Origin of the sequence: Neomoorella sulfitireducens, from assembly GCF_024733845.1 — a bacterium.
Lineage (GTDB): Bacteria > Bacillota > DSM-521 > Neomoorellales > Neomoorellaceae > Neomoorella > Neomoorella sulfitireducens.
The window spans coordinates 354,299-379,664 of sequence record NZ_JANRHG010000001.1; the positions used below are offsets into that span (position 1 = coordinate 354,299).

General features: G+C 57.3%; 20 protein-coding genes and 1 tRNA gene. 5 read left to right on the forward strand and 16 right to left on the reverse strand.

Annotated elements, in window-relative coordinates; all coding sequences use genetic code 11:
- Positions 1–52: 52 nt before the first annotated feature.
- Together amrS and amrA are read right to left on the reverse strand one after the other, a co-directional pair.
- Complete coding sequence (gene amrS, locus NWF31_RS01640) at positions 53–1,045, reverse strand: AmmeMemoRadiSam system radical SAM enzyme (RefSeq protein WP_422880233.1); 993 nt, start codon at positions 1,043–1,045, stop codon at positions 53–55.
- 80 nt (positions 1,046–1,125) lie between these two features.
- The gene (amrA, locus tag NWF31_RS01645) at positions 1,126–2,502 is read right to left on the reverse strand and encodes an AmmeMemoRadiSam system protein A (protein WP_258358757.1); all 1,377 of its coding nucleotides are present in this window, start codon (positions 2,500–2,502) and stop codon (positions 1,126–1,128) included.
- 227 nt (positions 2,503–2,729) lie between these two features.
- Here amrA and NWF31_RS01650 point away from each other — a divergent pair, with 227 nt between their 5' ends.
- The 3 genes from NWF31_RS01650 (at position 2,730) to NWF31_RS01660 (ending at position 6,745) form a co-directional block, all read left to right on the forward strand.
- Positions 2,730–4,445 (forward strand): sensor histidine kinase, encoded by a 1,716-nt coding sequence (locus NWF31_RS01650; RefSeq protein WP_258358758.1) that lies wholly within the window; start codon positions 2,730–2,732, stop codon positions 4,443–4,445.
- Positions 4,433–5,191 carry a LytR/AlgR family response regulator transcription factor gene (locus NWF31_RS01655; protein ID WP_258358759.1) on the forward strand — a complete coding sequence of 253 codons (759 nt, stop codon included), beginning with the start codon at positions 4,433–4,435 and terminating at the stop codon, positions 5,189–5,191. The genes NWF31_RS01650 and NWF31_RS01655 overlap by 13 nt, the downstream gene beginning before the upstream one ends.
- A gap of 117 nt (positions 5,192–5,308) precedes the next feature.
- Positions 5,309–6,745 carry a carbon starvation CstA family protein gene (locus NWF31_RS01660; RefSeq protein WP_258358760.1) on the forward strand — a complete coding sequence of 479 codons (1,437 nt, stop codon included), beginning with the start codon at positions 5,309–5,311 and terminating at the stop codon, positions 6,743–6,745.
- A gap of 62 nt (positions 6,746–6,807) precedes the next feature.
- On the opposite strand, the gene NWF31_RS01665 is transcribed toward NWF31_RS01660, so the two are convergent.
- Positions 6,808–7,539, reverse strand: coding sequence for an N-acetylmuramoyl-L-alanine amidase family protein (locus NWF31_RS01665; protein WP_258358761.1), 732 nt, complete (start codon positions 7,537–7,539; stop codon positions 6,808–6,810).
- A 143-nt stretch (positions 7,540–7,682) separates the two neighbouring features.
- Between NWF31_RS01665 and NWF31_RS01670 the strand changes: the two genes are divergently transcribed.
- Complete coding sequence (locus NWF31_RS01670; RefSeq protein WP_258358762.1) at positions 7,683–8,663, forward strand: ATP-binding cassette domain-containing protein; 981 nt, start codon at positions 7,683–7,685, stop codon at positions 8,661–8,663.
- A 13-nt stretch (positions 8,664–8,676) separates the two neighbouring features.
- Positions 8,677–9,471 carry an ABC transporter permease gene (locus NWF31_RS01675; RefSeq protein ID WP_258358763.1) on the forward strand — a complete coding sequence of 265 codons (795 nt, stop codon included), beginning with the start codon at positions 8,677–8,679 and terminating at the stop codon, positions 9,469–9,471.
- A gap of 101 nt (positions 9,472–9,572) precedes the next feature.
- On the opposite strand, the gene NWF31_RS01680 is transcribed toward NWF31_RS01675, so the two are convergent.
- From NWF31_RS01680 to pduL, 13 genes are all read right to left on the reverse strand, one after another.
- Complete coding sequence (locus NWF31_RS01680) at positions 9,573–11,216, reverse strand: sodium:solute symporter family protein (protein WP_258358764.1); 1,644 nt, start codon at positions 11,214–11,216, stop codon at positions 9,573–9,575.
- A 66-nt stretch (positions 11,217–11,282) separates the two neighbouring features.
- Complete coding sequence (locus NWF31_RS01685; RefSeq protein WP_258358765.1) at positions 11,283–11,741, reverse strand: OsmC family protein; 459 nt, start codon at positions 11,739–11,741, stop codon at positions 11,283–11,285.
- Positions 11,742–11,962: 221 nt separating this feature from the next.
- The gene (locus NWF31_RS01690) at positions 11,963–14,065 is read right to left on the reverse strand and encodes a sigma 54-interacting transcriptional regulator (RefSeq protein WP_258358766.1); all 2,103 of its coding nucleotides are present in this window, start codon (positions 14,063–14,065) and stop codon (positions 11,963–11,965) included.
- Between the two features lie 82 nt (positions 14,066–14,147).
- A complete protein-coding gene (locus NWF31_RS01695; RefSeq protein ID WP_258358767.1) occupies positions 14,148–15,875 on the reverse strand; it encodes an aldehyde ferredoxin oxidoreductase family protein in 1,728 nt (575 codons plus the stop codon).
- 51 nt (positions 15,876–15,926) lie between these two features.
- Complete coding sequence (locus tag NWF31_RS01700; protein WP_258358768.1) at positions 15,927–16,541, reverse strand: cyclase family protein; 615 nt, start codon at positions 16,539–16,541, stop codon at positions 15,927–15,929.
- Positions 16,542–16,571: 30 nt separating this feature from the next.
- Entirely contained in the window at positions 16,572–18,086 is a 1,515-nt protein-coding gene (zwf, locus tag NWF31_RS01705; protein ID WP_258358769.1) for a glucose-6-phosphate dehydrogenase, read from the reverse strand.
- Between the two features lie 67 nt (positions 18,087–18,153).
- Complete coding sequence (locus tag NWF31_RS01710) at positions 18,154–19,404, reverse strand: multidrug effflux MFS transporter (protein ID WP_258358770.1); 1,251 nt, start codon at positions 19,402–19,404, stop codon at positions 18,154–18,156.
- A 241-nt stretch (positions 19,405–19,645) separates the two neighbouring features.
- Positions 19,646–19,720: transfer RNA gene (locus NWF31_RS01715), tRNA-Gly, on the reverse strand.
- A 53-nt stretch (positions 19,721–19,773) separates the two neighbouring features.
- Positions 19,774–21,453, reverse strand: a complete 1,680-nt coding sequence (locus tag NWF31_RS01720) for a ribulokinase (protein ID WP_258358771.1) — start codon at positions 21,451–21,453, stop codon at positions 19,774–19,776.
- A gap of 43 nt (positions 21,454–21,496) precedes the next feature.
- On the reverse strand, positions 21,497–22,963 hold the full coding sequence (locus NWF31_RS01725) for a rhamnulokinase (RefSeq protein ID WP_258358772.1): 1,467 nt from the start codon (positions 22,961–22,963) through the stop codon (positions 21,497–21,499).
- 30 nt (positions 22,964–22,993) lie between these two features.
- Positions 22,994–24,211 (reverse strand): acetate/propionate family kinase, encoded by a 1,218-nt coding sequence (locus NWF31_RS01730; RefSeq protein WP_258358773.1) that lies wholly within the window; start codon positions 24,209–24,211, stop codon positions 22,994–22,996.
- Between the two features lie 143 nt (positions 24,212–24,354).
- The gene (locus NWF31_RS01735; protein WP_258358774.1) at positions 24,355–24,633 is read right to left on the reverse strand and encodes a EutN/CcmL family microcompartment protein; all 279 of its coding nucleotides are present in this window, start codon (positions 24,631–24,633) and stop codon (positions 24,355–24,357) included.
- A gap of 4 nt (positions 24,634–24,637) precedes the next feature.
- On the reverse strand, positions 24,638–25,321 hold the full coding sequence (gene pduL, locus NWF31_RS01740) for a phosphate propanoyltransferase (protein ID WP_258358775.1): 684 nt from the start codon (positions 25,319–25,321) through the stop codon (positions 24,638–24,640).
- Between the last annotated feature and the right edge of the window lie 45 nt (positions 25,322–25,366).

Below are 25,366 nucleotides of genomic sequence, written 5' to 3' on the forward strand. Positions count from 1 at the left end.
TAAAGCCAGCCCTCTAATATTTTACCTGTCGTTGAGTTGATGGCGGCAGGTCTTAATCCCTTATAATAGCCAGCTCGCTTCCACAGGCGCGGCAACTGCGCCCTGCCAGGCCCGGCAGGGAAACATGATAACCCGCCCGCCGGATGACCAGTTCACCGCAAACCGGGCAGTAGGTGTTGTTAGCCTTCTCGTCAGGCACATTACCCAGGTAAACATAATGTAAATGCCGCCGGGCCATTTCCCGGCTGCGGCGCATGGTTGCCAGGGGCGTCGGCGGCGCCTGCAGGCGGTAGCGGGGAAAGTAGCGGGAAAAGTGCAGGGGCGTATCCACGCTTAGATTGCCAGCTATCCACTTTACCAGCTCTTGCAACTCCTCCGGGTCGTCGTTTAATCCCGTCACCAGGAGGGTCGTTATCTCTACATGACTGCCGGCTTTGACTGCCGCCGCCGCCGTTTCCAGGACGGGCCGGTAGTCGCCGTGAACGACTTTGCGGTAAAATTCCAGGTTGAAACCCTTGACATCAATATTCCAGGCATCGATCCAGGGAAGGAGCCCGGCCAGGGGTTCCGGCCGTATGTACCCGTTGGTAACCATAACATTCTTTAGCCCCGCTTCCCGGGCCAGCCGGGCCGTATCCAGGACAAATTCATACCAGACCAGGGGCTCGGAATAGGTATAGGCTATGCCCAGGCTGCCAGTTTCCCCGGCCTTGCGAACCAGATCCTCCGGAGTGATGGTTACCGTTTCCGGTTCTCCCTGGGCTATCTCCCAGTTCTGGCAGAATTCACAGCGAAAATTACAGCCCACAGTACCGGCCGAGAGGATAGGGCTTCCCGGATAAAAATGGTAGAGGGGCTTTTTTTCAATAGGATCCAGGGCCAGGGAGGAACAGCAGCCGTAATTGCGGGTGTAAAGCCGCCCCTCCCGGTTTTCCCGCACCCGGCAGGTACCCCGGCCGCCCGGGGCAATAACACAGGTATGGGGGCAGAGGCGGCATTCAACCTTCTCCCTAGGTAACTTAACATAATGCAAGGCCTCAGTCAGGGCCATTAAAAACCCTCCCTCAGTTTCCTGGCGTACCGGGTCCTGCTTCCCACGACCGGAGACGGCAGATATAACTTATCCTAATGATAGCGGGTAACCTTAAATCTTTCCAGCCGGTACGGCTCATCGGGTCTGATGCCGCCCTTCTGGCGGGCAATGGCCACCTGTTCTTCAACGGTGTCGATGCCCTCCAGATCCGGGAGGAGGAGTCCCCGCCGCCGGCCGCAGCTGACAATGACGCCGTAAACTCTCGGGTCCAGATCGGCCAGGGTGGCCGGTTCGGGTTCGCCCAGGACGTCAACCGAATAAGTAAGTTCCGGTAACTCTTCAATTGTTACCGGGGTAAAACGGGGATCTTCCAGGCCGGCTGCCAGGGCGTTGTAGATAATCTCCTCGGCCAGGTTGGCCCTCGTGGGGCCGATGGTGCCGATACACCCCCTTAGATTGCCATGTTTTTTGATCGAGACAAAAGCCCCGGCCCGGGCGGCCAGCTCCGCGGGCAGGGGATCGGGCGCGGGCAATACTTTGCCTGTCCGCAGGTAATGCTCCAGGCTCCGGCGGGCCAGGCGCACCGGCAAGGACTCTCCTGCCGGTTTCTTGCATTCAACGAGCAGGCTCCGTCCCGGCTCTTTCCTTATTGGTTCCAGGTGGGCAATTAGATAACCAACACCAAAAGGACCTTCATAGGATAAAACTTCCCCGCGCACTTCCCAGCCGTCCAGGGCACCCAGGCCCATTATAAAGGAACGCAGGCCGCACTCACCGGCCCTTTCCGCCAGGTCATCGGGTATGGCCAGCAAACCTTCCATGTCCAGGCGGGCCAGAAACTCCTTCACCCGGGCGTCGAACTCCCTGCCCCGGGGATCGTACCCGGCGGGAGCCCCGGGCAGCAGCCGGTGGGATAAATCGCCGCTGGCCACCAGGAGGACACGGCGGGGACCGGCCTCAACGGCCCGGCCCAGGGCGGCGCCAAAGGCATAAAGCTGCTGCCGTTGCAGGAAGGCCATCCCTATGGCCACCAGGGGGGTAGCAATACCCGCCCGGCGCAGGTAGTAAAGGGGCACCATCATCCCGTGGTCCAGTTCCGGGGCTAGTCCGTAACGGCGGCAGGCGGTTTCGTCCAGCCAGGCCACCGGCACCCCCTTTTCCCGGGCCGCTTCGGCTATGACGCGGCTGAGTTCCAGTTCTACGGAATATGTAAACCTGACGTCGCCGGCCCTAAACGCCGCCAGGTCACCGCGCAGCTCCGGGACCGCCCATATTCCCACGGCGTCGCGGAAAACAGGCCCGTGGGGGGAAATAATGACCACCACTTCTGGCTGATGGGCCGCCGCCCTGGCAGCCACTTCCCTTGCCGCCGTAACCGTAGCAGTAATTTTTTCCACTTCCCGTCCCCCGACCTCCGGCACCATAATGGGCGGGTGGGGCATAAAGGCCACATCCAGTAAGCGTCCCATACAATCACCCCTTATAATATGGCCCGGTAACCATTCTTTAATGTAATCACTCCAACCCGGGACCTGCCCTCAGGTTTACTTTACCACATCTACCAGCTTTTTGACAGGGGTAAATTCCTGGTGCCATTTGCTATTGTGCCGGCGGCCGTCCCTGCATTAGAATAAAAAAGTGCGGCAATCGGCTACAGATATACATAGAAAATTTATGCTAAGGGAGGTGGACAGAAATGCCCCTTTTTATAGCCCTGGTGGAGCGGATGAGTGTTGTTATAACCCTGGCCTTCGTCCTGACCCGTTCCCATACATTCCGCAAGCTACTCCAGGAGCAGGCCAGTTCTCGCCAAAAATTTCTTTTAATCCTGGTCTTTGGTTTTATGGGAATTTTTGGTAGTTATACCGGCGTCCCCGTCCAGGATGCCCTGGCCAACTCCCGGGTCATTGCCCCCATGGTCGGCGGGCTGTTCGGCGGTCCCCTGGTCGGATTACTGTCCGGATTAATTGCCGGTGGTCATCGGTTTTTCATGGGTGGTTTCACCGCCCTGGCCTGCGGCGTTTCCACCACAGTGGAAGGCCTGCTGGGGGGACTGGTGGCCCGTACCTACCACCGGCGCCCCATACCCTGGCCGGTGGCCTTTGCTGCCGGTTTTGCTGCTGAAGCCCTGCAAATGGTGATAATCCTGGCCCTGGCGCGACCTTTTGCCGCCGCCTGGAGCCTGGTCAAGGTCATCGCCTGGCCCATGATGCTGGTAAATGCCAGCGGTATTGCCCTGGCAGTAATCATTATCCAGAACGTCCTCCGGGAACAGGAACTGGCCGGTGCCGTCCAGGCCCAGAAGGCCTTAAAAATTGCCAACAAAACCCTGCCCTACTTGCGCCGGGGTCTGAATAGGGATTCCGCCAGCCAGGCAGCAGCTATTATTATGGAAACTACCGGTCTGGAAGCTGTTGCCATCACCAGTGACGACGAAATCCTGGCCCATGTAGGTGCCGGTAGCGACCACCACTACCAGGGACAAAAGGTTCTCACCAGTGCCACCCGCCAGGCCCTGGAAACCGGCAGAATTCAGGTAGCCCAGACAGAAGCGGAAATCGGGTGCTACCACAAGGACTGTCCCTTAAAGGCGGCAGTAGTCGTTCCCTTAAACTCGCGGGGCAAGGTGATCGGTACCTTAAAGCTTTATCATACCCGGGCCAACGCCGTCGGCCCCCTTGATCTGGAGCTGGCCGCGGGCCTGGGCCACCTCTTCTCAACCCAGCTGGAACTGGCGGAAATCGACCGCCAGGAGCAACTGGTTACCAGTGCCGAGATCCGTGCCCTCCAGTCCCAGATCAACCCTCACTTTTTGTTTAATGCCCTGAATACCATTATGTCCGTCTGCCGCCTGGACCCGGAAAAGGCGCGGCAGCTCCTGGGCTACTTGGGGGACTTCTTCCGCCGCAACCTGCAGCACCCGGATCGGCCGATCACCCTGGCTACGGAAATTGACCATGTGCGTTCTTACCTGGCCATTGAAAAGGCCCGTTTCGGTTCCCGCCTGGAGGTATCCATTGATGTCGAACCGGGAGCGGCCAACTACCTGCTACCGGCCCTAACTCTCCAACCCCTGGTAGAAAATGCCGTCAAACACGGCCTTTTACCCCGCCGGGAAGGAGGCCGGGTAACCATCACTGCCCGGGAAGTCAACGGTGAAGCCCTGATAACCGTCAGCGATAACGGTGTGGGTATAGATCTAGATAAGGTAAACAGTTTATTAACCGGTAAGACGGGCAATAGTAACAATGTCGGCCTCCTTAATGTCCATGAGCGCCTGCGCCTGCTCTACGGCCCGGAATACGGCCTGCGCTTTAGTCCCAATCCGGGGGGCGGTACACGGGTAGAATTCTTCCTGCCCCGGCAGGGCCGGGCAGGTTGTGAGGAAGGGGTTGCCAGTTGCGCCAGCTAATCAGGGCCCTCATTGTTGATGATGAAGAGCCGGCTCGCCAGGAATTACGCTACTATATCGAACAAAACGCCGATTTTACCGTATGCGGTGAAGCCGCCGGCGGCAGCGAAGCCCTGGAACTGGCTTATTCCCTGCTGCCGGACGTCGTTTTCCTGGATATTGAGCTCTGGGATCTGGACGGGGTAGAAGTGGCACGGTTGCTGTTAAAACAGGAGCGCGCACCTTTAATCATTTTTGCCACTGCCTATGACGACTACGCCGTCCAGGCCTTTGAACTCAACGCCGTCGACTACCTGTTAAAGCCCTTTACCGCCGAAAGGGTAACCACCACCCTGGCACGGGTGCGCCAGTTGCTCCAGCAGCATGAAACCCCGTCCCTGGCCGGCCTCCTCAACCAGCTGGCGGCCAACCGCAAAACTACCAAGGTGGCCGCCTGGAAGGAAGACCGGCTGCTCATTATCGATCCGGGGGAAATTATTTACGCCGAAGCCCAGGGCCACCAGGTCCTCTTAAAAACCCACCAGGGTATTTTGCGCTTTACCGGTACCCTCCAGGAACTAGAAGAAAAGCTGGACAGGAGCTTCTTAAGGGTTCACCGCAGTTTTATTATCAACCTCGATCAGGTACGGGAAGTAGTACCCTATTTCCACGGCACCTACAGATTGCTCCTCAAGGATCAAGAAAAAACCGAAATACCCGTCGGCCGTACCTATCTCAAGGACGTGCGTTCGGTCCTGGGTTTTTAAGTCTAGCCGGCGCCGTTCAGGTTTAAATAGCGTCGTTGGAGTAAAATTAATGGTCGCATCACTCCTCTGGCCATAAAATTTAAAAAAGATAATCAGCCAGAGGAGGTTTAAGGCTTCATGGTTACTTTTTGGGTTTCTATCATCATCCTCCTGGTGGGTTATTCCCTTTACGGCGCCTTTGTTGAAAAGGTCTTTGCCCCCCAGGAAAAACGCCCCACCCCCGCGGTAAGGCTCAACGACGGCGTTGACTACGTGCCCATGGATTGGAAGCGCGACTTCCTGATCCAACTCTTAAACATTGCCGGCCTGGGACCCATTTTCGGTGCCATCCAGGGAGCCCTTTGGGGTCCGGTTGCCTTTATCTGGATCGTCCTAGGAGGCATCTTTGCCGGCGCCGTCCATGATTACCTCGTTGGTATGCTCTCCGTGCGCAACGACGGCGCCAACCTGCCGACCATCGTCGGTAATTACCTGGGCCCCAGAATGAAGCAATTTGTCAATATTTTTACCGTCATCGTCCTGATCCTGGTGGGGACCGTCTTTATGACCGGCCCGGCCCAGCTCCTGGCCAAGCTAACCCCCACACACTTAACCTATACTTTCTGGCTGGGCGTCATTTTAGCCTATTACTTCCTGGCTACAATTTTGCCCGTCGATAAAATTATCGGCCGGATTTATCCCTTCTTCGGGGCCGTTCTAATTATTATGGCCGTGGGGATTGTCGGCGGGATTATGATAGAGGGTTATCATATCCCTGAATTAACCCTGGCCAACCTGCATCCCCAGGGCGCCCCCCTCTGGCCCCTCCTCTTTATCACCATTGCCTGCGGCGCCATCAGCGGCTTCCACGCCACCCAATCGCCCATTATCGCCCGCTGCCTGGAAAATGAACGCTACGGCCGCCGGGTCTTTTACGGGGCCATGATTGCCGAATCAATTATCGCCCTCATCTGGGCAGCCGCAGCCATGACCTTCTTCGGCAGCACCGGCGGCCTGGCTAACGGTTTGAAGGGCCTGGGCGGGCCGGCCGGCGTAGTCAACCAGGCCTCCTTTACCCTCCTGGGCGCCGTCGGCGGCGTCCTGGCTATCCTGGGTGTTGTCGTCTTGCCCGTTACCTCCGGGGACACCGCCTTCCGGGCGGCACGGCTCACCATCGCCGAATTCTTGAACCTGAAGCAGGGTCCCATCATAAATCGCTACAAGATTGCCGTCCCTATCTTCGCTGTCGGCTTTATTTTAAGCCAAATCGACTTTACCATCGTGTGGCGTTACTTCGCCTGGTCCAACCAGACCCTGGCCATGATCGCCCTGTGGACCGCCGCCGTCTACCTGGCACGGCAGCGTAGTTTCCACTGGGTGGCCACCATCCCCGCAATCTTTATGACGGCCGTAAGCATCACCTATATCCTCCAGGCACCGGAAGGCCTGCACCTGGCCACCACCATTTCCTACCCGGTAGGTTTAGCCGCAGCCGTCCTGGCTTTGCTGGCCTTCCTGTGGCGGGTTTACAGCCGGCAAGCCGTACCCGGCGCAACGAAACCTCAAAAGTTATAAAAACGACCTGCAAAGGTAGAGCGATAGGGCCCGTGACCCAACCCGGCACGGGCCCTATTTATTTATGGCGACCGGCTTCCAGGGGGAGATCCCTTTCCCTCGAGGAAGTAATTAACGATACCGGCATAGATAGCAAAAGCCATCTGGCGCTGGTAATGAGGATCGGCCAGGAGCTTTTCTTCCTGGGGGTTGGAGATAAAGCCGACTTCAACAATGACGGCCGGTATCTTCTGGGTACGCAGGACAAAGGCGTCAATGCTTAAAGGTACCCGGTCGGTATTGGCCAGGCGGCGCCTGATTTCCGCCTGGATAGCCTCAGCCAGTTCTTTCCCTTCCCGGGATTGGGGATCGTAAAAGATCTGGGCACCCCTTTCGCGATTGTCGAAGGCGTTGCAGTGAATGGAGATAAAGAGGTCGGCGCCCACCTTCCCGGCAAGCCTGACACGCTCTACCAGGTCATCCCCCGTTTCCCCTTCCGGGACGTTTTCATCCTGGCGGGTCAAGAAAACGCGAGCCCCCCCCTGGCTTAAGAATCCGGCCAGGTGCCGGCTGATGGCGAGATTCACCCGGTCTTCCAGATTCCCTCCAGGGCCTATGGCTCCGGAATCAATACCCCCGTGGCCGGGGTCGACCACCACCACCTGGTTGGCCACCGCCCAGGAAAGGGCACGGATGGCCCGCTCCTCTTCCAGGTCCCGGTAGCGATTTAAGACCAGAAAAACAGCGACAACTGCCAGCAGGGCGACCATAACCTTCAGGCTGCGCCGCCGGGGAGTAATTACCACCCGCGCCATTAACCCCGCCTCCTCCGTAAAAAATATGCCCTAAATTAATCCCCTAAACCAGGGAACTATTTCCTGCCAGTAAATATTCCTTGATCTCCCTTCCTTATATTGTTAAAATTAATTCTCAAGCAAAAGCGAAGGGAAGAAAACCCGTGGCATTAATTATTGTCCAGGACCTTAGCAAGCGCTTTAACGACCTTACCGCTGTAGACGGGGTGACCTTTAACGTTGAAGAGGGAGAGATCTTCGGCTTCCTGGGACCGAATGGAGCCGGTAAATCGACCACCATTAAAATCCTCTGTACCCTCTTGAAGCCTACCAGCGGTCAGGTTACCCTGGCCGGTTTTGACGTTGCCCGCCAGCCCGATGCCGTACGCCGTGCCATCGGCCTGGTTTTCCAGGACAACTCCCTGGACGACCGCCTGACGGCTGAAGAAAACCTGCGTTTCCACGGCCTTCTCTACGGCCTCTCCCGGGCTACCATCAAGGAGCGTATAGATGAAGTCCTGGCCATGGTGGACCTGGCCGCTCGCCGCCGGGATATCGTCCGCACCTTTTCCGGGGGCATGCGGCGGCGGCTGGAAATAGCCCGCGGTTTCCTCCACCACCCCCGCGTCCTCTTCCTGGATGAACCGACGGTCGGGCTCGATCCCCAGACCCGCAGCGCCATCTGGCAGCACATCCACCGCCTGCGCCGGGAGAAAAACATTACCATCTTTATGACCACCCACTACATGGACGAGGCGGAAAACTGCGATCGCATCGCCATCATTGACCACGGCCGCATCCAGGCCCTGGATACCCCTGACAACCTGAAGCGCCGGCTTGGGGGGGATGTGGTTACAATAATAACAGTTGATGACACCCGCCTCCAGGAAGAAATTGCTGCCCGCTACGACGTAAAAGTAATTAAAGATGAAGAAGGACTGCGCCTGCAGGTGGAGGACGGAGCCGCCTTTATCCCCCGGGTGGCTGCCGATTTCCGGGGGCAGATTAACAGCATCCATTTGCGGCGACCTACCCTGGACGATGTTTTTTTGAGCCTTACCGGCCGCGCCATACGGGATGACAGGGTCTCTTCAACCGAGCTTATGCGTTTAAACCGCCGTCACGGCCGCCGGCGACAGCACTAAGGAGGTCAATTGCATGAAACCTGCCCTGCGGGCGATATATACCATCTGGTACCGGGAGTTTATCCGTTTTATCCGCGAGCGCAGCCGCATCATCGGTATGATTGGCCAGCCCCTCCTTTACCTCCTCATTGTCGGTCAGGGAATCTCGGCGGCCATGGGCTTTCGCGGCGTACCCGCCGCTGTACCCGTCAACTACGTCCAATTCATGTATCCCGGCATCCTGGCAATGTCCGTCCTCTTTACCTCAATATTTTCCGGCGTCTCTATTATCTGGGACCGGGAGTTCGGTTTTTTAAAAGAAGTCCTGGTGGCCCCCGTACCCCGCTGGGCCATCGCCCTGGGTAAAGCCCTGGGGGGTAGCACCGTGGCCCTTATACAGGCTTCTATTATGCTCCTCCTGGCGCCTTTGATTAAAGTCTCCCTTACTCCGGTTACAATTCTCAAGCTCCTGGGCATCCTGTTTCTAATTTCCCTGGGATTGACCTTCCTGGGGATTGCCATTGCCAGCCGCATGTCTACCATGGAAGGTTTCCAGATGTTCATGAACTTCCTGGTCATGCCCATGTTTTTCCTGAGCGGCGCCATGTTTCCCATGACCAACCTGCCCGGCTGGATGAATTTTTTAATGAAACTTGATCCCTTGACTTACGGGGTCGATGCCTTGAGGCGCCTGATATATGCCGGTACCGATCCCCGGGCCTTGCAATATCTGGTCCACTACAGCCTGGGATTTGACGTGGCCGTAGTTATTGCCCTGGCCCTGCTCCTGGGCTTCCTGGGCTCCCTGTCCTTCAGCCGGCAGGAGTAAATAACAAAAAGGCGTCCTGGAGACAGGCCTTTCCTCCAGACGCCTTACAATAAGCGTTCTAAGCCGGCGCTTTTTATCCCCGCCAGGCGATTCCGGCCAAATTATTTACCCGCCGGTCCTGCCTGGGGGTTAACCTCTGTTACAACCACATTCTCTTCTCTTTCTTTCGTAAAGGCAATCACCATGCAGAAAGCACAGATAAAGATCAGGAAAAGGATCATACCGAAAACGCCTCTGGCATAAAGCCAGGAAAACTGGTTGACCGCCAGGATTGCCAGGGCCAGCCAGACAAATATGGCCCCTAAGCCCACATTTTTGGCTACCCCTTTCTCCGGTAATGCCCAGCGGTAGCTGCCAGCCCGTTCGATTAAGGTCACCAGGGTTAAAGCGGAAACGTTAAAAATCATCCCGATCCATACCGGGTGGATATTCAAGTAAAATTTAGCAGGATGCCAGCCACCTAGATGATACCAGGTTATCCCGGAAACAAAGCCGGCGACCAGGGCGCTGACGGCCGCTTTGCGGCTGGCCAGGGGCCAGAAGAGTACGCCGATTATTGGAGCAAAGGTGGCCCCGTTACGAGCCGTCCAGGCCAGGACATTCCACCACGCGGCCTGTTCTGTCCGCAGGAAGCCAAAGATAATCATCAATACTGTCAATACTACCAGCGACCACTTGGTGTAAAAAACCATCTGCTTATCGCTTATTTTGGGATTTAAAGAGGAAGCCACATCCCGTCCCAGGCTGGTCGCCCCGGAAAACTGGCAGGGAGCTCCCCAGCCCAGGGCGCAGGCCCAGATACCCATGAAGAAGATGCCCACCAGCGGGGGCGGTAAAACCTGGGCCAGGTATTTAGGTACGGCTACCAGGCCGCGGCCTACACCAGGTGCAACAACGGCAGCGGCCATCCCAAAGAGAACCCCCAGGACAATAAAGACGATATTAAAGCCTGCCGCCCAGAGGAGACCCTTTTGTCCCTCTTCCGGCGTACGGCAGGAAAGGGCCATCTGGAAAGCCGCCTGGGCCAGGAAAACATTGACCAGGAAGGTACCGAACCAGGCCAGTATCGTCTGCAGGCCCACGGTAGTCAGGCCAAACATGGCCGGTTTAACCGCCGCCAGCTGGGCCAGGCCGGCAAAACCCGGTTTAATAAAGAAAGCGATAAGGCCGATGATAAACATTAAAGCAAAAGCAATACTATTTGCAGTTTGCGTAAAAACCACCGACCACATGCCGCCCGCCTGCAGGTAAATTAGCAGGAGTATTGCGCTAAAGATTACCCAGGTAGATAAGGACATGCCTGTAAAAGCGCTCATGGCGGCGGCAAAGGCCAGGGCATTGGCGGTGGCGTACATGGGAAAGGTAAAGGCCGTAACAGCGCCGGCAATGGCCTTGGCCGTCCGTCCATAGCGGTCGCCTATTAAACCGGAGACGGTCACTACCAGGCGCTTGCGAAAGGGTATCACAAAGAATAAGGCAATAATTATCACATGGATTAATTCGGCTACACCATACCATCCTGCGGAGATCCCCGTCGTATAGGCCAGTTCCAGGATGGCGATATACGAAGAACCGGAGAAAAGGCCGGTGATGCAAACAGCCACCATCCAGGGCTTGAACTTACGGCCTCCAACCCAGAAGTCCTCACCACGGGCGGCCCGGCTCCTGGCAATGTTGCCGGCGATAATAAGGACGACGGTATAGATAACCGCCATAAATAAAATCCAGAAAGCATAGGTATTCACTTCAGCATCCCCCCTGTAAGCCTGTTAAAATAATTCTCCCTTGATCATCTTTCCCGAGTCATGTCTTTAACTACCACTTGTCTCTTCCGGGAAGGGGTAAGGGTACTCCTCGCCGTTGATTTTAAAAGCATAATCAATGGATCCGGCCGCCTTCATCATATTGGCTGCCGAGCAATATACCTCGTCGGCCAGCTTGATGGCCTGGGCCACCTTTTGCGGCGGGATATTATCGCCCTGGAAATCATAAGCCACCCGCATCCGGGTAAAAATCTTGGGATGGTCTTCCGCCCTCTCCCCTTCTACTAAAATAGTTAGTTTATCGAAGCCGACCCGCATTTTTTGTAAGATGTGGGTGACCTCAATTCCGGTGCAACCGCCCAGGGCGATAAGCATCAGGTCCATTGGCCGGGTACCCTGGTTTTCACCGCCATAAACAGGGCTGGCGTCCATGGCCACCTGATGGCCGGCCCCATCATCACCTACAAACTGCATTTTACCCGTCCAGTTGACTGTGACTTTTCCCATAAACCCTTCCTCCTTGCAGTTATTCTTGTGCCCTCAAGCACTTGGCTTATATTGCAAAACCCGTGCCAGGGCATAAAAATCCCCGCGAACCCCATGGGCCCGCGGGGGGCAAGGTATAAGTCAAATTTAATTTCCGGTCTATTTTTGCACCAAACAGTTAGCCGACACTCCTTTCCCCGGCCGCTTCATAAAGACTTAATGCAATCTTTGCTGGTGCAATTTTAAACCGCATCGGTTCGATTTTGCACCACAAGACCATAGGCCTGGGCCTTGCGAAGCAAAGTTGAATGGGATATTCCCAGGGCCCGGGCGGCCCGCCGCAGGGTGCCGTACTCTGCGATGGCAAGGGTTATTAACTGCCGTTCAAGTTGCTCCCTTGCCTCCTGGAGGGGTAAAACATCCTTGAGTTGCAACCATTTACAGGTATTCCCACCGGTCCCTTCCTGAAATTCGATGGGCAAATGTTCCGGCCGGATTACATCTCCTTCGCCCATAATGACTACCCGTTCCATGACATTCTGTAGTTCCCGCACATTGCCCGGCCAGGAATAGGCTTCAAGCACTTTACAAGCCCCAAAGGACAGGCGTTTGTCCGTACCGTACTTATGATTAAATATTTCCAGGAAATACCTGGCCAGGGGCAAAATGTCTTCCCTCCGCTCTCGCAAAGGAGGGATCCTTATAGGTACCACATTTAAACGATAATACAGGTCTTCACGGAAGGTTTTTTCCCGGACCATAGCGGCCAGGTCCTTGTTGGTCGCGGCAATGACGCGAACGTTGAGCTTAATGGCCTGGCGGCCGCCCAGGCGATAAATCTCTTGTTCCTGGAGAAAACGCAACAACTTGACCTGCAAGCCAAGGGATAAATCCCCTATTTCATCTAAGAAGATTGTGCCGTTATTGGCCACCTCGAGGAGACCTATCTTGCCCTCTTTACTAGCCCCGGTAAAGGCTCCTTTTTCGTAACCGAAGAGCTCGGATTCCAGCAGGTTTTCCGGGATGGCGCCGCAGTTAATCTCTATAAAAGGCCCCTTACAACGCGGGCTGTGCCGGTGAATTAGCCCGGCAACGACTTCCTTGCCGACGCCGGATTCCCCGGTTATGAGGACGGTGGAATCAACGGCCGCCACCCTTAAAGCCTGGTCCACCACCTTTTGCATGGAAAGACTATGGCGGATTACCTCAGGGGCTGCCAGCTGGCGGGCTCGCAAGACCTGTATTTCCGCTGCCGCTCGCATGGCTTCTTCTTTGAGATGGCGCAGTTCCGTCATATCGCGGATGCTGATTACTACTTGAGAAACAGCTCCCTCCTCATTGAAGACGGGGCTGCCGGTCAGAATGGCCTCCCTATCGGAAGGAGTCTGGTACATAACTGTTACGGCCTTGCGGCTTTCACGGACAAGGTGCCAGAGCTGGTACAGCTGTTCTTCTGCCTGGCCGGTACCGGGCTGCAACTTTTCACCAACAACAAGCAGCCGACCGGTCTCCGGTGCCATGATACGTTCATATGCCTCATTAGCCCCTCGGACAATGCCCTGGCTGTCAACAATAACCATGCCGTCATAACAGGCCTCGATTACACTCTTTAGCTGCCGGTTTAAGGACTTAACCGCTTTTAATTCACTGGAGATGGCCTCTAATTCGGAAATATCCTGCAGGATCAGGACGACACCCTGTTCCTGGCCTTCTTTGTTAATAGAACTGCGCCGGATGGCCAGGGTTCTATCTCCTACCCCGGCTTTATGAAACTGGTCTCCTGCTTCTTTTGCAAGAAACCGGGTTAACCCTGCCGCCGCCAAGATGCTATTCGCCGGTTGCTCCATGGCTGTCGCCACCGGCACGTCGAGGAGCCGGGCGGCCGCAGGGTTGATGTGGCATATTTTCCCTTCCCGGTCGACGGCCACGATACCGTTGGGGACCGCCTCCAGGACTGCCGCCAGCTCGCGTTCCGCCTTTTCCAGGGCATGGTGCACCTTATTGATCAGGCCAATCCTGGTCAGGACCCCGCTCAAACGCCGCTCTTTGTTTAAAACAATCAGGCGGTCAATGGGTAAATTGGCCACTTTCTCAAAACCTGTATCCTCATCGATGCAGACCAGCTTTCTCTCCATGACCTCTTCAATGGGCGTAGCCATGGTAGCCCCCTCTTGCAGGGCTTCCAGGAGGCGAAAGACGGTAATAATGCCCACCACTTCGCCGCCAGCGTCCAGGACGGGGGCACAGTTGACCTGCTGTCGCTGGTAGACGGCCACGGCATCGGCAAGGGTCTGCCAGTAGTATAACGTCTCCGGGTTGTTGAGCATGACCTGCTTGACCTGCACGGGATACACCTGCCCGTAAAATTTGGACCATCCCTATTATAACAGGCGGTTTATTTTTGCACCAGATGCCCCTTCTTCTTTTCTATTTGGTCAACTCCCGGCTGAAGGCGACCTTGAACTCCCGGGTCTGATCCAGGCGCACCAGTTCCAGGCCCAGGCGGTCCAGGGTGGCCGGTGTGGGCCGGCCCTCCTCGTCCCAACCGCGGCGGTGGTAATAGGCCTGCACCAGCTCCGGTAACCTGGTAAAGGGCCCGGCTTTAATTCCCCCGTCTGCAATCCCTTCTCGCAGGAAACGCTCCGGCAGGGTGTCGGCTTCCCGGCCCAGGCCCTCCCGCAGGTTGAAGGCCCGCTCCAGGGCCAGGCTGCGCTCGGCGGCCATGTGGAGGTCCTCCAGGGCCAGTTCCGTACCGGTAACGGCCGTCAACATTTCAGTCATCAGTTCCAGGGGCAGCCAGCCGCCCAGGTAGGCAAAGAGACAGCCGATACCTGTTTCCAGGGCTACTGTCGTCTCCTGGATGCGGTTTACCTGGTCCACCAGGTCTTCCCCTTCCCGGTCGGCAGCAAAGAGCCCGGCGTGAAGGGCCTTGCCATAACAATAACTGCCACCGAGGGCCGAAACGACCATCCCTAGGCCGTGAAGGGGGCGCACCCGCGGGTCATAACCCGGCATCTCAATCCCTTTAACGGTCATGGCGTATTCAGCCGTGCCGGAACCAATATACTTTGCCGCCCTGCTTACTCCTTCAGCCAGGAGCTCGCCCAGGCCTTTCCGGTAGGCAATCATATTGATCAATTCCAGGGTGGCCTGCGGCCTGTCCCACCCCAGGTCAAAGCCCTCGGTTTTTAGGAGGCCCCGCTGCTGTAATTCACAGGCAAAGGCTATGCTCACCCCGGTGGAAACCGTGTCCAGGCCCAGGTCGTTACAGCGCTCGTTGGCCCGGGCCACCAGCTCGGGATCAAAATACCCCAGGTTGGCCGCCAGGGCCCAGTAGGTCTGGAATTCCGGTCCTTCTCGCTCCAGAAGGTAAGGCTGGTTAACTGTATCGGTATCTGCCTGCCGGGCACCCTGGAAATTGCGTGCAGGTAAAACAGCGCCCCTTATGGCCCCCGGCAAGGGCGCCCGGCGGTCGCGGCGGTGGATTAATTCCCGCTGTCGCTCCAGCAGCCGGGAGAAACGTTCCCCGGCAGCCACAGGAATATCCAGTGAAGTATCTACAACCACGGCTTTAAGTTTTTTTGCTCCTATGACGGCGCCCGTCCCGCCACGGGCGGCGGTACTGTTGTTGCTGACTATACCGGCATAGCGCACCAGGTTTTCCCCTGCCGGGCCGATGCAGGCCACCCGCGCCTCCCGGCCATGGCGCCGGCGCAACTCGGCCTCGGTAGCCCGGGTCCCCAGGCCCCACAGGTCTTCCGCCGGCCGCAGTTCTACCCGCCCCCGGGGGCCCAGATAGAGGTAAACGGGCCCGGCAGCCCGGCCGGTTATAAGGAGCATTTCGTAACCGGCACCGTGGAGCCGGGCCCCGAAGTCGCCGCCGCCGACGGAGCGGATAAAGCCGCCGCTCAACGGGCTTTTGGTCACCGCCAGCCAGCGGTTGACGCCCCGGGCCCCGCAGCCGGCCAGGGGACCGGCGTTAAAAATTAAAATATTCTCCGGGCTTAACGGGTCCGCTCCCGCGGCCAGTTCACCATACAGATACCTGGCCGCTAGAGGACGTCCACCAATAAAATCACGGCATACCTTTACCGGTATTTCTTCCTGGCGAATGCTGCCGTCCCTTAAATTTACCCGTAAAATTTGCCGCTCCATAAAAACACCCCGCCTGTATTTTTCCTTTAGTATCGGCAGGGCGTCGCCAGGCTATTCCAGCAGGACCACCCGGGCCGGCGCCGCTTCGGCCCCTATGAGGGGGAGGGGCAGGGCCACCATGTGATAAACACCCGGAGGCACGTCCTTGAGTCGTAAACCTTCAATAATAATGACCCCATTTTCCAGTAAAGTCCGATGGGTGGGATGGCCCGGCTGGTCCCGCTCCACTCCCAGGGCGTCCAGGCCGACGCCGCGCACCCCTTTCTGCACCAGATAGAAGGCCGCCCCGGCATCCAGGTAGATGAACCCGGCTTCATTGCCGCCGGCCCATGAATTACCGGTTTTCAAAAGGACAAAATCCCCGGAACAAATGGGTTGATTCTCCAGGTCCCCGGAAGTGATGTGGTCGCTGACGGTCGTCAGGTCCAGCACCCGGCAGGGACCGATTAAAGGTGACAGATCCAGTTGGGCAATGGTGGCTCCGCCGGGAAGCACATGGGCAGGGGCATCAATATGGGTTCCTGTATGGCTGTCCAGCAGCCAGCGCGTTTCCCTGATACCCTTTTCATAGTTGCAGGTGACTTCTAGCTGCGGCTGTTTTTCCGCCCTGTTTTTATAGACGGGCATGCCGTGATATATGGGCATGGATATGTCGTAGATACGCAAGCTTTCACCAGCCCGTTCATTTATTTCTAGCTACCCACGTTCCGGCAGCAATTCATCTTCCTGCCACCAGTGGCGGCCGTCGCGGATTAAGAGTTCCCTCGCCGCCGGTGGTCCCCACTGGCCGGCGGCGTAATTGGGAAAAAGGGGTGGCCTCGCCGTCCAGGCAGCGGCAATGGGGTCCACAAACCGCCAGGCCGCCTCCACCTCATCCCAGCGGGTGAAAAGAGTGGGGTCCCCCCGCATTACATCATAAAGCAGGCGCTCGTAAGCCTCGGGTGAATTAACGCCCACCTCGCAGTTCTGGCAAAAGTCCAGGCGGATGGGTACGATGTAATTATTATTCCCCGGCCGCTTGGCATTGAGCTGGACGTAGACACCCTCCAGGGGCTGGACGCGGATGACCAGGAGATTGGGGCGTAATTCGCCGTATTCCTTAAAATACAGGATATCCGGCAGGGATTTAAACTGGAGGATAATTTCCGTCACTTTAACCGGCAGGCGCTTGCCCGTACGCAGGTAAAAGGGCACGCCGGCCCAGCGGAAGTTTTCGATGAAAAGCTTTAAAGCGACAAATGTTTCCGTCGTGGAATCAGGGGCCACTTCCTTTTCCTGGCGGTAAGGCGGTACCACCTGCCCATCTATCTCCCCGGCACCGTACTGGCCGCGGATGGCGTTCTTGCTGACTGCTGCCGCGTCCAGGGGTTGCAAAGAGCGCAGCACCTTTACCTTTTCGTCGCGGATAGCTTCAGTGGCCAGGCTCGCCGGCGGTTCCATGGCCACTAGGGTCACCAGCTGCAGGAGGTGGTTCTGGACCATGTCCCGCAGGGCCCCGGCCCTGTCGTAATAGCCGCCCCGGTCCTCCACGCCCACCGTTTCCGCCGAAGTGATCTGGACGTGGTCGATATATTTATTATTCCAGACCGGCTCAAAAAAGGTATTGGCAAAGCGGATGACCATGATGTTCTGGATCATTTCTTTCCCCAGGTAATGGTCGATGCGGTAAATCTCTTCCTCGCTGAAAGCCGCCCGGAGCTGGCGGTTTAATTCTGCCGCCGAAGGCAGGTCATGGCCGAAGGGTTTCTCAATAACAACCCGCTGCCAGCCCCGCGCCGGTACCAGGCCTGTTTCCTTTAAGCTCCGGACCACGGGGCCAAAGTGTTCCGGGGCCACGGCCAGGTAAAAAATGCGGTTGCCCTGGCAGCCCGACTTTTCTTCCAGTTCCTCTATAAATTGCCTGAGGCGAGTATAACCCCCCTGGTCATAAAGGTCGGCCTGAAAGTAATGGACACGGCCGATAAAGGATGCAAAATGGCCGTCCGGGTTGGAGGCGCGGCGGGAAAAGGCCTTAAGGGAAGGTAAGACTATTTCATTATGAAAACCCTCGCGCGTAAAAAAGCGCCGCCCCACGGCAACGATCTGCAGGGCATCCGGCAGGAAATCATCGACAAAGAGATTATATAGGGCGGGGTATAGTTTACGGCGGGCCAGGTCCCCGGTACCGCCGAAAATCACCAGCAAACAATTATCCGGCTTTCCCAGGCCCATGTTTAACCGCCTTCCTTTACGCAACTTCTTACCTATTTTGCTCCATGGGCCCGGTTTTTATAGGACCTCACGCGCGTTGCGACAAAGTCTTCTCCACCCTTGCACCACTACCCCGCGCGGCCAGCAGCCAGTATGCGAGGGCGGCCGCCAGGTGGCAAAGGACAATCACTGCAGCCATTGACACGGCAATACGATTGAAGCCCAGGCCCACAAGGGGCGAAACCAGGGCGCCGAGTAGCATTCCAGTTACGCCGAGCCACGCCGAAGCGCTGCCGGCAACGCGGCCCTGGTTTTGCAAAGCCAGGGAGGTGCATGTCGTGCCTACTGCGCCGGCAATGGCAATGGCGACAAATAACGATATCAGCACTATAGCCAGATTCGCATGACCAAGAACGGCAAAAAGCAACGCCAGGCTGCCCGCAACAGCAATAATCAACGAGGCCACCAGGACCCGCCTTTCATCCCAGCGCCCAGAGGCAATCGCACCGGCCTGGCCGGCCAAAATAAGCCCGGTAGCGTTGACGGCAAAAATGACGCTGAACACCTGCGGTGATACGCCGTACTCTTCCTGCAAGACAAAGGATGAACCTGATATGTAACCGAACATGGCGGCATATGCAAATCCCTGGGTCAGAACATAACCCATAAACCCTGCGTTTGTGGCGAGGCTACCGAGGGCTCCTATCGTAGCCTGTAACCCTCCCTGCACCCTGCGCTGCGGCGGCAGGCTTTCCGGCAAAGCGCTCAAGACTATCAACAACAAGGAAATACTAAGTAATGCCAGCATGATAAACACACCGTGCCACGAGGTAAAACGCAAAAGTATACCGCCCAATACCGGTGCCAGCACCGGCGCCACCCCGTTAACCAACATTAATAAAGCAAAAAAACGCGTCAGTTCCTTGCCTTCATAATAATCACGGGCGATAGCACGAGCGATGACAATACCGGCCGACCCGGCCAATCCCTGGAAGAACCTGAGAACGATAAAAAGGCCAATAGAACGGGTCCACACGCACATCACCGAGGCAAACCCGTAAATCAACAGTCCCAAAAGCAGCGGCCGGCGCCTGCCGTGGGAGTCACTGACCGGCCCTGTTACCAGCTGCCCCAAAGCCAAACCCAGCAGGCATGCGGTCAAAGTCAACTGGGCCATTGACGGGGTGGTGCGAAGGTCCTCTGTTAGTAAAGGCAACGCCGGAAGATACGCATCTATGGAAAACGGCCCTAGCCCCGTCAAGGCACCTAATATCAAGGCCAGGACAAGACGTCGAGGCTGCCTGCCGGTACGCGTCCCGGCCATCTGTCGTGAAATCATCAGAGATAATAATCTCACTCCTTATTTCAGTATTCTACCTCGTTTAAATACGTGGTTATTGAAAAGGGGGACGGCTTACAAGGAGACGTAATGACTTACAAGGCAACAGGATTGGGCGTGACTAAAAAAATGAGGAGCAGCTACTGCTCCTCACCACCGGTCTTAATAATGACCTCCTGCTCCAGTCCGTGCACCGGATTTCTGGCAGGCCGAAATTTGTAATATCCATAAATAATATAGCTGGAGCGGAAAACGGGATTCGAACCCGCGACCCTCGGCTTGGGAAGCCGATGCTCTACCGCTGAGCTACTTCCGCATGTGTAAACTATTTTACCCCCTTTCTGTACGTTTGTCAAGTTTTTTAGGGCTCTATGTCAATAGTTTTGGGAAAAGGATCTTGCCCAGGTCCAGATAGTCCCGGTACAGTTCGCGGTACCTGGCGGCATTTTCAGGGTCAGGGGTATATGTTTTGGCAAAGCCGCAGCCCATCTTTTCCTGGGCCGCCTCCACCGTTGGGTACAACCCGGCAGCAACGGCGCCGAACATGGCGGCCCCCAGGGCGCAGGTCTGGTCCGAGGCAGCTACCTTGATAGGCATGGCCAGAACATCGGCCAGGACCTGCATGGCAAAGTCGTTCTTCCTGGCAATGCCGCCCAGGGCGATGACTTCTTTAATTTCCAGGCCTTCTTCCATAAACCTTTCGTTGATGGCCCTGGCCCCGTAAGCCGTAGCTTCTACCAGGGCACGGAAAATCTTCGGCGCGGTTGTTCCCAGGGTCAGGCCGGTAATAGCTCCTTTAAGAGTCTGGTCCGCATAGGGGGTCCGCCGGCCGTTGAGCCAGTCCAAGGCCAGTAAGCCCGTCGCGCCGGCTTCGATCCTTCCCGCTTCTTCCGAAAGGCGCCGGAGGAGGCGGCCTTCTATCTCTTCCTGTAACTTCTCACCGGTATCCCTGGCAACCAGGGAGGTTTCCGGCAGCAGGGCCTTAAGGGGCCAGGAGAGGAGGTCTTTGAACCACGCATAGACGTCGCCGTAGGCTGACTGGCCCGCCTCCAGGCCGATGAGGCCGGGGATGACCGAGCCGTCTACCTGGCCGCAAATGCCGCCAATTAATTTAGCGCCCATTGTTTCCTTGGGGACAACCATTATGTCGCAGGTGGAGGTGCCTATGATCTTCACCAGGGCGCCGGGGGTGATCCCGCCGCCCACAGCGCCCACATGGGCGTCCACAGCCCCTACGGCTACCGAAATGCCCGGGGGTAAACCGAGACGCTCCGCCCAGGCGGGCGTGAGGTCTCCGGCCCTGGTAGCTGTGGTGTACGTCTTGGTGTAGAGCCGTTCGCGCAAGCCCTGCAGGAGGGGGTCGATACGGACCAGGAATTCCTCCGGTGGCAACCCTCCCCACTCTTCGTGCCACATGGCCTTATGTCCGGCCGCGCAGCGGCTTCTCTTGAATAGCCGTGGATTTTCGTAGCCTGTGAGCAGGGCCGGTATCCAGTCACAGTGCTCAACCCAGGAATAGGCTGCCGTCCTTACCGCCGGGTCGTGACGTAATATGTGGAGGATCTTGGCCCAGAACCACTCGGAAGAATAGACCCCTCCTTCATATTTGGTGAAGTCGGTGCCGCCCCAGTGGCGGGCCGCATGGTTAATCTCCCCGGCCTCCTGCACGGCAGTGTGGTCCTTCCAGAGTATAAACATGGCGTTGGGGTTCTCGCTGAATTCCGGTAGCAGGGCCAGGGGGCGTCCATCGGCATCGACGGGTCCCGGTGTGGAACCGGTGGTGTCGATGCCGATACCCACCACCCGCTGTGCCAATCCTGGCGCCAGTTTGGCCAGGGCTCCCTTGACGGCGGCTTCCATCCCTTCGAGATGGTCCAGGGGGTGCTGGCGGAATTGATTCTTGCCCGGATCGCAGTACATACCTGCAACCCAGCGCCGGTAATATGCTACCTCACCGGCCAGTTCTTCCCCGGTGGCGGCGTCGACCACCATCGCCCGTACCGAATCGGTACCAAAGTCAAGGCCGATGACCAGGTTATGGTCTTTCATCACAATCTACCTCCCTGGTAACCCAACAAACCCCGGAAAGGTATCAGCTCACCAGCTTATCAAGTACTTTATATTTTTCTTCCCACGCGTCTATATTTTCCGGGTCATAAGTTTTCAAGGCGAAGGAGCGGCGTACTATCTCCCGCGCTTCAGCCAGGTTTTTTACTTCACCCATAGCCATGGCCTGGACCAGGAGATTGCCGGCGGCCGTGGCTTCCACCGGACCGGCCACAACAGGGCGCCCGGTGGCACCGGCGGTAAACAGGCAGAGGAGCTCATTTTGCGTACCGCCGCCTACCATGTGGACGACGGGGAGTTTTTTCCCCAGAATATATTCAAGCTTTTCCAGTACCCAGCGGTATTTCAGGGCCAGGCTCTCCAGGGCGCACCTGACGGTCTCGCCCTTCGTGCCGGGAACCGGCTGGCCAGTTTCCCGGCAATAGACCTGGATGGCCGCCGGCATGTCCTCCGGGTTCAAGAAGGAAGGGTGGTCAGGGTCGACAACTGCAACCAGGGGTCGGGCTTCCCGGGCCATGGCCGTAAGCTCGCTGTAACTTAAATTTTCCCCCCGGCGCGCCCAGGTGCGGCGGCACTCCTGGACCAGCCACAGGCCGGTGACATTTTTGAGGAGCCGGAAGGTGCCGCCGACCCCACCTTCGTTGGTAAAGTTGAGACGCAAGGTTTGTTCATTGATTACCGGTTCCTTTACTTCCGTCCCTACTAAAGACCAGGTGCCGCAGCTGATGTACATGTAGTCCGGTCCTGCCGCCGGTACGGCGGCTACGGCGCTGGCGGTATCGTGGCTGCCGGGGGCGATAACCGGTATCGCACCTGTTTCCGTTTCCCGGGCCACCCGGGGCAGTAAGGGGCCTATAATCGTACCCGGCGGGTTGACTTCCGGGAGCAGGTTAACGGGTAAATCCAGCTTTGCCAGCATATCAGTGGCCCAGGTTCCGGTACGGGGGTTATACATCTGGGTGGTAGTGGCATTGGTAAATTCCCCGGCTTTTATGCCGGTAAAAAAGAAGTTGAAAAGGTCAGGTACCATTAAAAAGGACTGCGCCCGGCTTAACAGGTCCGGATGTTGTTGCCGCAGAGCCAGGAACTGGTAAAGGGAGTTGAAAGGGAGAAATTGAATGCCGGTCTGGGAAAAAATCTCTTCTCGCGGTACTATCTTGAAGGCTTCCTCCATCACACCCCCGGTACGGCCGTCCCGGTAGTGGTAAGGATTGCCCAGTAGGATATCCTTTTCCCCCAGGAGCCCGAAGTCCACGCCCCAGGTGTCGACGGCCAGGCTTTTAATGCCCGTCCCGTAGCGGGCCGTAGCCCGGCGCAGGCCTTCTTTCATCTCATGAAATAGGCGTAAAACATCCCAGTGCAGGCCGTCGGGAATCCGGACAGGCTCGTTGGGAAAACGATAAATTTCTTCGAGGTTGAGGCGGCCATCCATCAGGGTGCCGATTATGGCCCGGCCGCTCTCGGCCCCCAGGTCAAAGGCAAGATAGCGCATACTTGCCCATCTCCTTTGAGAATAATTGCGTTAAAGGGAGATCCACCCCTGGCCAAAAGCCCCGGAGGGCTCTTTCCCGGCCAGTACCTTTACCGTTTCCCGGGCGATCATTACTTCTTCATCGGTATGCACCACCAGAACCCGGACGCCGGCCTCCGGCCTGGAGATTACGCGGTCGCCGTTCCCGTTTTCATTGCGTTCGGCGTCCAGCTTGATGCCCAGGAACTCCAGGCCGCGGCAGATTTCCCGGCGCAGGCTGCTACTTTTTTCGCCGATGCCACCGGAAAAAATCAGGACATCAATCCCGCCCATGGCCGCGGCGTAAGCACCAACATATTTTTTTGCCCGGTAGGCCAGGACCTCCAGGGCCAGGCGGGCTCGTTCGTGTCCCAGAAGGGCGGCTTCTTCCACGGCCCGGTAGTCGTTGCTGACGCCGGAGATACCCAGCCAGCCGCTTTTTTTGTTGATTACTTCCTCCAGGGCATCAGGGTCAAGGCCTTCCTGCCGCAGGAGATAAACAAGGACGCCGGGGTCGACATCACCGCAGCGGGTGGACTGGAGCAACCCCTCCGTAGGCGTAAAACCGGTGGAGACATCAATTGATTGTCCACCGCAGCAGGCGTTGGCCGTGGTGCCGCTGCCGAGCATGAGAGAGACGATTTTTAGTTCCTTCAGGTCTTGCCCTAGCAATTGGGCGGCGCGGTTGACCATATAGGTAAAGGTGATGCCGTGGAAACCATAGCGGCGCAGGCCGTAACGCTCATAATATTCATAGGGCAGGCCATAGAGATAGGCCCGGGGCGGCAGGGTGAGATGGAAAGTGTTATCGCAGACGGCCACCTGGGGTACTTGGGGCAGGAGCCGCGCCACGGCCTCGATACCGGCAACGTTGGCCGGGTTATGCAGGGGGGCCAGCTGGCAGCAGGCCTTTAAAGTGGCCAGGACAGCGGCATCAATGCGGGCCGGTCGCCGGAGGCCCGCGCCGCCGTGAACCACACGGTGACCGACAGCCTCAATCTGGTAAGGCTGCAATAACTTGAGGATTTCTTCCAGGGCTTCGCCGTAGTCACCCCGGGGTAATTGCTTTTGGCAATCAGGCGCCTCGCTTGTTAAATCTTGATGCCGCAGGGTGGTCTCCTGGCTGCCTATGCCTTCAACGCTGCCCAGGACCAATACTTTTTCTTCGGGCATGGAAAAGACTTTGTACTTTATCGAAGACCCACCACAGTTTAAGGCCAGGACTTGCATCTTTTTCCCCCTTAGGCCTTATTTTCATGTTAATCGCCCATGCCCGGAAGGGCACAAACCATCGAAAAAAGCCCCTTTGCCCTCCCAGGCCATAATTTTTTTGAAGGTAACAGGTTGTTGCCACCTGTCTTGCTGGCACAAGCTCAGCGTGGCAGCCCCTTGATGTCACCCTCTACCTGGTCGATAATGCCCACAATGGTCAGGTCCACCGGGGCCTGGGAGACACCAAGGCCCAGCCGGGCGGCGCTCCCGGCGACTACCAGTACCAGTTCCCCCCTGCCGGCACCGACGGCGTCTACGGCCACCAGGGTTTCCCCGCGGCGACCGCCATGAAGGGGGCGAATGAGAAGAAGCTTGCTGCCGGTAAGGCTTTCATGTTTACGGGTGGCGACCACTGTGCCGGTAACTTCAGCGATGAGCATCTTCTCACCTTATTTCTACTTCGTCATTGCACTGCAGCCCGGCGGCATTGGCATCGTCGGTGTCGATGTGCATGACGAGCTTGAATTTGGGACTTACCCGTACCTGGACGCCGCCGAAGATGGTGGGCCGTTCGCAGTTAACGGTGCGCACGGTGACTTCGTCGTTGTCTTTGATACCCCATTTCTCAGCTTCAACCGGGCTCATGTGGATGTGGCGGTTGGCGATGATGGCCCCTTCGGGCAGAGTAACCGCGCCTTTCGGCCCGACCAGGGTAATTGGGGCCGAGCCGGCCAGGTCCCCGGAGCGGCGCACCGGTGCCGGGATGCCTAAGGTTATGGCGTCGGTACGGGAGATCTCCACCTGGGTGCGGTCGCGAACCGGCCCCAGGATGCGGACGTTGGTGAGGGGACGCAACTTCGGACCTACCAGGGTGACCACCTCGTTGGCAGCAAATTCTCCCGGCTGGTAGAGATCGTTTCTTTTGGTAAGCTGGTAACCGGGGCCGAAAAGGATGTCGATCTCCTTTTGGGCCAGGTGGACGTGGCGCGCCGAGACGGCCACGGGAACGCGTTTGGCTGCCGGGGTGGCAGGAGCTGGAGTACTGGTCCGGGTTGTTTTATCACTGCGTTCCTTTAGTACGGCCAGGACTTCCCTGGTGATTAATTCGATAAGGGCAGCATTGGACATTTAGCAGTCACCTTGCTTCACAAAGGTTAAAGGTCAAACTACAAC

Coding starts and splice junctions, on each gene's coding strand:
- amrA (WP_258358757.1), bottom strand. CDS start 2,502: ATGGGACGCTTACTGGATGTGGCCTTTATGCCCCACCCGCCCATTATG.
- NWF31_RS01650 (WP_258358758.1), top strand. CDS start 2,730: ATGCCCCTTTTTATAGCCCTGGTGGAGCGGATGAGTGTTGTTATAACC.
- NWF31_RS01660 (WP_258358760.1), top strand. CDS start 5,309: ATGGTTACTTTTTGGGTTTCTATCATCATCCTCCTGGTGGGTTATTCC.
- NWF31_RS01665 (WP_258358761.1), bottom strand. CDS start 7,539: ATGGCGCGGGTGGTAATTACTCCCCGGCGGCGCAGCCTGAAGGTTATG.
- NWF31_RS01675 (WP_258358763.1), top strand. CDS start 8,677: ATGAAACCTGCCCTGCGGGCGATATATACCATCTGGTACCGGGAGTTT.
- NWF31_RS01685 (WP_258358765.1), bottom strand. CDS start 11,741: ATGGGAAAAGTCACAGTCAACTGGACGGGTAAAATGCAGTTTGTAGGT.
- NWF31_RS01695 (WP_258358767.1), bottom strand. CDS start 15,875: ATGGAGCGGCAAATTTTACGGGTAAATTTAAGGGACGGCAGCATTCGC.
- zwf (WP_258358769.1), bottom strand. CDS start 18,086: ATGGGCCTGGGAAAGCCGGATAATTGTTTGCTGGTGATTTTCGGCGGT.
- NWF31_RS01710 (WP_258358770.1), bottom strand. CDS start 19,404: ATGATTTCACGACAGATGGCCGGGACGCGTACCGGCAGGCAGCCTCGA.
- NWF31_RS01720 (WP_258358771.1), bottom strand. CDS start 21,453: ATGAAAGACCATAACCTGGTCATCGGCCTTGACTTTGGTACCGATTCG.
- NWF31_RS01725 (WP_258358772.1), bottom strand. CDS start 22,963: ATGCGCTATCTTGCCTTTGACCTGGGGGCCGAGAGCGGCCGGGCCATA.
- NWF31_RS01730 (WP_258358773.1), bottom strand. CDS start 24,211: ATGCAAGTCCTGGCCTTAAACTGTGGTGGGTCTTCGATAAAGTACAAA.
- NWF31_RS01735 (WP_258358774.1), bottom strand. CDS start 24,633: ATGCTCATCGCTGAAGTTACCGGCACAGTGGTCGCCACCCGTAAACAT.
- pduL (WP_258358775.1), bottom strand. CDS start 25,321: ATGTCCAATGCTGCCCTTATCGAATTAATCACCAGGGAAGTCCTGGCC.